Consider the following 8415-nt stretch of genomic DNA (forward strand, 5'->3'; position numbering starts at 1 on the left):
TTTGCCGCCCGCTTCCTTCAGATTCCACGTCGCCGTAGACACCCTTGCGCTTGGCTAACTGTTACTTCTGCCTTCACAGTTCGGGACTCGCACCCTATAGATTACGCCCATGCCGGGCACACCGAAAGAAGAGCGGCGCACATTATGCGCCGCTCTTCTTAATGGGAAGTTGCCTGTAGGATACCTTTTTTCCGGGTACGTACGCAAAGATGACCTGCAGACAGCAACCCGGAAAAGTTTAACTAAATACCGGATTGTCCGGACTGGGCTTCTTCCAGTGTGGACAAAATGGATCGGGCATGTTTTTTCGCTATCTTTCTTCTACTCTCGGGAGTTAATTGGTCAAACTGTTGGGTGTCGGGCAATATGAGATAACTCAAAAACACGCCTCCCAGTTGTTTCGCACAAAAATCGATATCCACTTGCTGATTTTTATTCTGAAAATGGTATTCCAACCCTTTTTTTAAACTCGAGAAAATAACTTCCGGCAAATTCACTTTCTCTGTTAAATTCCCCCGCAGACTCTCTGACAGAAGCATCCTTACCAAATCTTTGTTTTTCATCAACACTTCTAATCTGTCTTCAATGATATTGGTTAAGAATATTTCCGTATCATTTTCTTTTGCGATTTCTAAAACGTGGGCACCGAACTTTTTTTCCAGCACATTCTTGAGAACCGTATTGAACAGGTTTTCTTTCGTGGAGTACCTTCGATACAGCGTCACTTCTGCTACTCCCGCTTCTTTAGCCACTTCTTGCGTTGATGCCTGCATGCCCTTTTTTATAAAAGCCGTAATAGCTCCTTTAAAGATTTGCTCCGTTTTATCCATCAACAGTTTTCGCCTTCTTTCTATTGTTGATACGCCAATGATAATTATGATGTTTGTTTTATTTTCACAAAGCGATCCAAAGTAATCAAGACTGGGGGCATTACAATCAGTGTGGAGAATAAAGCAAGGGAGATATTAATCAGTGTCATCAGTCCAAAATTGCTCAAAATCACAAAATCAGATATCAGTAATGCACTGAACCCGCCAATTGTTGTAACAGCCGAGATAAACACAGCTTTGCCGATATTTCTATTGGCCATTTGGACAGCTTGCCTGCTTTCATACCCTTTCTCTCTTTCCTCATAGTACCGTTCCATGATCAACACCGTGAACTCTGTGCCGATTCCGATAATCAATGCTCCCAAAGTTGCTGTAAGAGGAGTATAACTCATATCCAGGAAGTGCATGGCCAACCCGGACCACCCGACGATGAACGTGATGGGAAACAAAGGAATTATCGCTTTTACGAAGTTCCTGTAAATGACCAACAAACTGAAGAACACCAGTCCCATTCCAAGCAGGGTCATTTCATATCTGCCGGTGGTCAGTCCCCGGACCATCTCAACATTCAATACCGCTTTCCCTGTAATAGTAGTTTCGATTGCATCTGCACTGGTGCTTTCCACATAAGCCGTTAAGTCTTCAATGAACACTTCCAGTTCCTTTGCTTCCAGGTGTTTTATCCCGACAGTAATTACGCCTTTTGTTTCTGATTCGTTCAGAAAGAGCTTTAACTGGTTATTCGGGATGGCAGCTGTGCTTTCCTTGAAAGCCGGGCCCACCGGCAACTCGCCACCGTTCATCTGCTTCAAAATACCGGTGATCGAATTCGTATTAACAACCACCTCAGGAAATTCGGTTTTCAACGATTCGGTCAATTCATCAACCCGGCTGTTTACCTGATCGGAAAAAATATCTTCTGCTTCATAGACAATCGATATTTGATCTGTTGTGCCAAGAACTTCCCTCAATTTATGAATGTCATCCAGTTCCTGTATGTCCTGCGGCATGAAAGTCTCCATGTCCGTTTCCGCTTCAGCATCCAGGTCCACCCAAATCCCAAGGGCGGCAGTGGCGGCGGCGACAATGATGATTCCCCATCGAAGCGCTATGGTTTTGCCGGTAATCCACTCCAGCATCCTGTCAGTTCTGGAAGGTGCTTTTTTTTGCAGTTGCTTCGGTTGCACCACTTGATTTTCGCCAAAGAAATAATCCCTGGTGAACAGGATAGGGATCAACAGGAATACCGCCAGAATAAAGCTGACAATTAAACCGATGGTCAACATTTTGCCGAAGTCCTGAATCATAGGTACAGGTGATGCATATAATGAAACAAATCCCAGTGCTGTCGCAATCATCGCCGTCAAGACAGCTGGTGTCATCTTCGTAATGGTTTTCTTTAAACTTATCTTCGCTTTCGTTCTATTATTCTCCATTCGAATCCTCCTTCAGCATTTCTTCCGCATAACGGTTTTGAAATTGAATTGCATAATCGATGCCAAGACCAATTAAAATCGGAAAAACTGCCATCGACACCATCGTAATCGGTATTTGCAACCAGCCCATCAAACCGACTGTTCCGATTACTGCAAGAAGCACGATCGCTAATGGCAGAATGCGCCAACGTACTTTAAAGAGAATGGATAACACACCCGTCATGATCAGCAGCGCCAGCCCCATCATGGATTGAATGCTTTCCTGCATGGCGGCGCGAGTAGCATTATCCAGGACAGGTTTCCCCGAGACCAGCGTTTCTGCCGTTTCAATGTTTTCCGTATCCAAATAGTGGTTTACCGTATCAATGACTTCCGTTTTCCCACTATCATCTGTTTCTCCACTAAGCTTTATCATCATGACCATGTAACGATCATCTATCACGACTTCTTCAAACATTGGACGGAGTTGGTTATCTTCCCCGTAAATCATTTTGTCCAGGGCTTCCTGGTTCCCGGGCACTCCGGAATCCATGGGGGCCCCGTCTTTCCCTGTATTCGCTTGTTTTTTTGCAATTTCTTCTGTAAGCGTCACCGGACTTAAGATGCTGTAAATCGAATCTTTATTTTGCAGCGCTTCTTCCAGCCCTTGCATATGTTCGAAATGAGCAGGCGTCAGCAAGTTTTCCGATTCATACAACACAATTATCGACTCTCCACCGAATTCCTTTTCCAGCATTAAATTTTCCCGGTAAACTTCTGAGCCGGGTTCCACCAGCGTATCGTTACCGGTAGCCATAAATATATCTTTCACACCAATCGCTAAAAACACGACAATGATCAGCATGACAAAAATGGACTTCATAGGAAAACGCCTTAATACGTTCGCAAGCCTCTCCAGTATCTTCATGTGTTCTCTCTCCCTCTAGTTAATCCAAATAAGATTGTTAGTACTAACTTTCAGCACCAGTAAAAAAATATTCAACAAAACCAGTGTATATCGTTATGTAAGTTACCACTAACATACATATTAACGGCAGCTTACTAACTTGTAAAGCAGTTTTAACTTTTGCTGCGCATGAAGGGAGCTTGGATTGAACATTCCTATTCTAAAAGAAATCCTCCTGTTTCTTTCAGATTAATAACAGGAGAAAACGACAAAAAGAACGTTCGCAAATGTTCTGCAACACTTTACAAACATTCTCTAAATTAAAAATATCCAAGCGCTTTTCATTCAACTCTTGAAACGCAAGGCAGTGAATAGCCAAAGATTAATATCCCCTTTTGTTCGAGTTGCTGAAGTGGCGGGGTTACATTTCTACTCAACATCCAGAACAAACACATAGCTGGCGTCCCCCTGTTTCCAGTGAGCGCGGATTTCGAAGATGTTTTGTCCCTCGTGATCGGACAGATCCAATTTTGCAGAGACCGGTTCCTGGTTGCCCACTGCGTCCCAGACAAACACGAGATATGAGAGCGGGGTTTCGCCGAATATCAATTCGACCTTCGCACTTTTGTCAGCTTGATGTCCCTTTTCAATGTTTGCTATTTCGTGCGGTGACCTCGATTCTGCTTCAACCCCTGCCATCAGCTTCTCTTCCGGGTCGTAATAGCTCCAGCTATAGCCTCCCCGGAAGGCAGGAAAGGTGTCATCACCAATCTTTAACTCCAGTGGCGGCGGAGATTGTGATTGAGAATGAATTACCTCTGATTCATCAGGTTGGTCGCCCGTTTGCACCGAAGTGCCGCAACCGCCAAGCAGCAGCGACACGAAGACCAACAGCAAACCCATCCCTTTCCATTTTTTCGCCATCATCCCATCCCCTTTTCACTATTAGTCGGAACTCGTGCTCAAAGGTTACGGATTATTGTCCGAAGGAAATCGCCATCAGCCATTTCCGGCCGCCGTCGATTTCTTTGATCCTTTGGAAGCCGCATTTTTCGTAGCAGCGGATGGCTCGCGGGTGGCTTACTTCAGGATCAACGGTGACGGTGTCTGCCTGTTTGTCATGAAAAATAAACTGCACGAATTCCATCATCATTTGCGTGCCATAACGGTTATTAAACAGGGAAGGTTTACCGATAAACTGGTCGATGCCGAAATGGATTTCTTCTATAGAATATCCGTAACTTTCTCGGTCGCTCTCAGAAAGCAGGTAACATTGCAGGAATGCGAATGGGCGCCCTTCTTTTTCCGCGATATACGGTTCCACCTCGAACTTACCGTCAATCCGCGGAGCGTATTTGTCGCGCACTTGCTGATGGTTGGTAGCACATCCGGATCCTGCTCCAAGTCTGTCTGCGCTTTTGCCAGGAGCTGGTGTCTGACTTCCGGCAATTTGCTGTCACGGTGCACATATTTCTCTACTGGATTCATTCCGTTCCCCCTGTCCCAATTCCTTTTATCCGCATTATTCCTTCTTATTTCCAGATAAGCAATATTTTTCGGGACAAAAGAAGGAGATTTCTCAACAAAAAGAGAAATAAAAAAAGCCATCCTTTTCAGGACAGCGTTTTCCATGTCTTCTATTATCCATCAATCCAGCCGGGTTTTTCAGGACTGTTCTTTTCTCCTGGTTTATCATCGGTCGATTTCTTGTTTTTGCTTGTATACGGCTTAAAGCTCTTGGCTTTGTTGGATCCCGCTTTCCAGCGATTCCAACCTTTCTTGCCCGTCCCTTGTCCGGTGCCGCTTTTTTTCTTTTCTTTTGTCATTTCCATCACTCCATTACTACTTTGCATTATAGCACGCGGGGCGCAGCCTTGGCACACCCTTGCTTCTGATGACTCCAGAAAATGTCCGACACCCTCCAAAAAACCCCTCAGATTCATTATTTTCAGATAAGTTTTATCCATATTGTATCGAAAGCAGAAATTCTGTACCAGTCGTTTTATATTACTGTTTTCTTTCAATTACAGCAGGAGTATATACCTGCTTAAATAACCGATTCCAAAAGCAACCGTGGCGTGCGCTCTTTTTTGTTCCCGGATTATCCATTCTTTCGAGTTGGGCAGCTCGTTCCGATAAAATTGCGTGAAAGCGGCAATCCTTAGGGAATCCTGCATTTATGTCAGTCTTTCATTTCCTTTTACAACGACTGGACAGAAATGAAGACCTTTAGTCACAGTTTATCATGTATTTATTTTAATCAGATTCCACTGCGTTTCTTTAGACCCATAAAAACTACTAAAGTTCTGGCGAAATTGTTATACAACTGTAATATAAAAGAGGTTTAGAGCTGTTATACTGAACGTGCTGCAATTTTAAAGCATCTAAATTTTATCCAAGAAAACTAATTGACTGTATTATAGATCAACGATAGAAAGAGACTGGAAATTCGAAAGGGGAAAATAACTTGAACTTGAAGTCGAAATGGATGTTGTCTGGAATTTCATCAATACTGGCCATCTCAATCTTATTGCCAACCGCTCATGCCAATGCGAATACATTGAACAAGCTCGAACAGGAACACCAGGAAGCTGAACAGAAAAAGAATGAATTGAACTCAGGGATCAAAGAAAAAGACCAGGAAATCAAGGTTACGAAATCCACGTTGGAAACAATCCTTGGGAAAATTGAGGAATTGAACAACAAAGTCAAGGAAACTGAAGGCAAGATCAACAGCGTACAGGCTGATATCGATAAAACCAAAGGCGAAATTGAAGCATTGAGAGCATCAATCGAAGAGTTGAAAATCAAAATCGAAGAACGCACTGCATTGCTTCAGGAGCGCGCACGCGCAATCCAATTGAGCGGTGGGTCTGTGGATTACATAGATGTACTTCTAGGCGCGAACAGCTTCGTGGATTTCATCGACCGATTCTCTGCAGTCAGTACATTAATCGACGCTGACCGCGAAATCATGCGCGAACAGGCAGCTGATAAAGAATTGCTGGCAGAGCAAAAAGCTTCTGTCGAATCGAAATTGGCTCAACAGGAAGCACGTAATGCTGAACTGAAAAGCCTGAAATCAGATCTTGACGGCCAGAAGCAACAACAGGGCGTTCTTGCTGAAGACTTGAAAGCAGAACAGAAACGCCTTGAAAGCGAAAAGGGCGAAATGACTGAAGAATATGCTGACGTTATAGAAGTCAGTGCAGAACTGGAAAACGAAATCGTTGCCGAACAGGAACGTCTTGCTGAGTTGGCACGTAAAGCTGAAGAAGAACGCCAGGCTAAATTGGCAGCGGAACGCGCAGCGGCTGAAAAAGCGGCTGCAGAAAAAGCAGCGGCTGAGCGGGCCGCAACCCGGGCAGCCGAAGAAAAAGCGGCTGCAGAACGGGCGGCAGCTGAAAAAGCAGCAGCCAAAAATGCAGCGGAACGTCGAGCAGCCGAAGAGCGCGAAGCAGCAGCGAAACGCGCAGCAGCTGAGAAAGAAAAAGTCAGTGCTCCTGCACCAGCAGCACCAACACCAGTCGTTTCAGCACCAGCTGTATCTGTAAGTTCAGGATTTATCCGTCCGGCAGCTGGCCGTGTATCATCGCCATTCGGCAACCGCACGATCTTTGGAGCAAGAGAGTTCCACTACGGCATTGATATCGCCAACGGTACTGGAACACCTATCAAAGCAGCGGCTTCCGGTTATGTAACTTTTGCGGGATCTATGGGATCTTACGGAAATGTTGTCATGATGACGCATTCCATCAACGGTAAAACACATGCAACAGTTTACGCTCACTTGAATTCAATTTCTGTTGGGCAAGGCCAATATGTCTCTCAAGGCGGCAGCATCGGAGCAATGGGCAGCACAGGTCGTTCAAGCGGTCCTCACCTTCACTTTGAAGTACACGTAGGCGCATGGAATGGCTCACGCTCAAATGCAGTCAACCCGGCTAATTACATTAACTAAGTATAGAAGAGCAGGCACCCATGGGTGTCTGCTCTTTTTGGTGTGCCCGGCATGGGCGTAATCTATAGGGTGCGAGTCCCGAACTGTGAAGGCAGAAGTAACAGTTAGCCAAGCGCAAGGGTGTCTACGGCGACGTGGAATCTGAAGGAAGCGGGCGGCAAACCTCCGGTCTGAGGAACACGAACTTCATAGAAGGCTATGTGCGATTGGGTGAGCCTGCCAAACAAGGCAAAGCCCTTTCTGCCGAAGGTCGCATGCAGTAAATGAAGCAGATAGGTGGAGGGAAAGATTGCGTTCTTACCCGGGGAGGTCTGGTTGGAACGCCAAGTACCCTTGGTAACCTGCCCAGTGATGGGCAGCTGAACAACCAGAAGTCAGCAGAAGCCATAGTACCATCTCGTCTCGAGACGGGTGGGAAGGGCTGAACAATTAAGAGAGAACAACATCTTGGCAGGCAGTTTCTGCGTTGAACACAGACAACCCGTTAGGGCTTACTTGACTGGAGGACGTGGTGAATTCCACTGGGGACATCAAGAGGGTGGAGCAGAAACTGGATAAAGAAGAACCGTTGTTCACGGAAAGAGGCATAACGAATGTTAATGGAACAGATTCTCTCACGGGAAAATTTAATACGTGCCCTGAACCGAGTGGTTCGGAATAAAGGGAGCCACGGTGTCGACGAAATGCCCGTACAAAACCTGCGAGCGCATGTCATCGAACACTGGGACACCATGAAAATGGAACTTCTGTCGGGAACCTATCAGCCGCAGCCGGTCCGCAGGGTCGAAATCCCGAAACCTGATGGCGGCGTGCGCCTGCTTGGTATCCCAACCGTGATTGATCGGTTCATTCAACAGGCGATTGCCCAGGTTTTATCTTCTATTTATGACCCGACTTTTTCTGATCATAGTTATGGGTTCCGACCAAAACGGAGCGCTCATGACGCAGTGAAGAAAGCGAAAAGGTTTATCACAGAAGGCAATCGATGGGTGGTCGATATCGACTTGGAGAAATTCTTCGACCGGGTGAACCATGACAAGCTCATGGGGCTTCTGGCGAAGCGAATCGAGGACAAGCATCTGCTTCAGCTCCTCCACAAGTATCTGAAAACCGGCATCATGATAAACGGAGTCGTGATGAACAGTGAGGAAGGCACTCCGCAAGGAGGTCCTCTCAGCCCGCTGCTCTCGAACATTGTCCTGGATGAACTGGACAAGGAACTCGAGAAGCGCGGGCATCAGTTCGTCCGCTACGCCGATGACTGCAACATCTACGTGAAGACGCCGAAAGCAGGTAATCGGG

The 8415-nt window shown here is 46.0% G+C and carries 8 protein-coding genes; 2 read left to right on the forward strand and 6 right to left on the reverse strand.

Annotated elements, in window-relative coordinates; all coding sequences use genetic code 11:
* Positions 1-242: 242 nt before the first annotated feature.
* The 6 genes from DIJ65_RS15805 to DIJ65_RS15830 all read right to left on the reverse strand — a co-directional run bounded on the left by DIJ65_RS15805 (position 243) and on the right by DIJ65_RS15830 (position 4978).
* On the reverse strand, positions 243-830 hold the full coding sequence (locus tag DIJ65_RS15805) for a TetR/AcrR family transcriptional regulator (protein ID WP_117303765.1): 588 nt from the start codon (positions 828-830) through the stop codon (positions 243-245).
* A 44-nt stretch (positions 831-874) separates the two neighbouring features.
* Complete coding sequence (locus tag DIJ65_RS15810) at positions 875-2266, reverse strand: efflux RND transporter permease subunit (protein WP_117303764.1); 1392 nt, start codon at positions 2264-2266, stop codon at positions 875-877.
* Positions 2256-3128: an MMPL family transporter gene (locus DIJ65_RS15815; protein ID WP_230321468.1), complete on the reverse strand. Its 873-nt coding sequence runs from the start codon at positions 3126-3128 to the stop codon at positions 2256-2258. Before DIJ65_RS15815 ends, DIJ65_RS15810 begins: the two co-directional genes overlap by 11 nt.
* A 453-nt stretch (positions 3129-3581) precedes the next feature.
* Positions 3582-4076, reverse strand: coding sequence for a hypothetical protein (locus tag DIJ65_RS15820; RefSeq protein WP_117303762.1), 495 nt, complete (start codon positions 4074-4076; stop codon positions 3582-3584).
* Between the two features lie 52 nt (positions 4077-4128).
* The gene (locus tag DIJ65_RS15825; protein WP_117303761.1) at positions 4129-4602 is read right to left on the reverse strand and encodes a GNAT family N-acetyltransferase; all 474 of its coding nucleotides are present in this window, start codon (positions 4600-4602) and stop codon (positions 4129-4131) included.
* 190 nt (positions 4603-4792) lie between these two features.
* Positions 4793-4978, reverse strand: coding sequence for a DUF3934 family protein (locus tag DIJ65_RS15830; protein WP_185959579.1), 186 nt, complete (start codon positions 4976-4978; stop codon positions 4793-4795).
* A 641-nt stretch (positions 4979-5619) separates the two neighbouring features.
* Between DIJ65_RS15830 and DIJ65_RS15835 the strand changes: the two genes are divergently transcribed.
* Together DIJ65_RS15835 and ltrA are read left to right on the forward strand one after the other, a co-directional pair.
* Positions 5620-7113: a murein hydrolase activator EnvC family protein gene (locus DIJ65_RS15835; protein ID WP_117303759.1), complete on the forward strand. Its 1494-nt coding sequence runs from the start codon at positions 5620-5622 to the stop codon at positions 7111-7113.
* Between the two features lie 593 nt (positions 7114-7706).
* The coding region (gene ltrA / locus DIJ65_RS15840; RefSeq protein ID WP_142836513.1) for a group II intron reverse transcriptase/maturase at positions 7707-8415 on the forward strand (709 nt) is incomplete at its 3' end.

The organism is Planococcus salinarum (genome assembly GCF_007004625.1).
In the GTDB taxonomy this organism is placed as follows: Bacteria; Bacillota; Bacilli; order Bacillales_A; family Planococcaceae; genus Planococcus; species Planococcus salinarum.

Coding starts and splice junctions, on each gene's coding strand:
- DIJ65_RS15810 (WP_117303764.1), bottom strand. CDS start 2,266: ATGGAGAATAATAGAACGAAAGCGAAGATAAGTTTAAAGAAAACCATT.
- DIJ65_RS15815 (WP_230321468.1), bottom strand. CDS start 3,128: ATGAAGTCCATTTTTGTCATGCTGATCATTGTCGTGTTTTTAGCGATT.
- DIJ65_RS15820 (WP_117303762.1), bottom strand. CDS start 4,076: ATGGCGAAAAAATGGAAAGGGATGGGTTTGCTGTTGGTCTTCGTGTCG.
- DIJ65_RS15830 (WP_185959579.1), bottom strand. CDS start 4,978: ATGACAAAAGAAAAGAAAAAAAGCGGCACCGGACAAGGGACGGGCAAG.
- DIJ65_RS15805 (WP_117303765.1), bottom strand. CDS start 830: ATGGATAAAACGGAGCAAATCTTTAAAGGAGCTATTACGGCTTTTATA.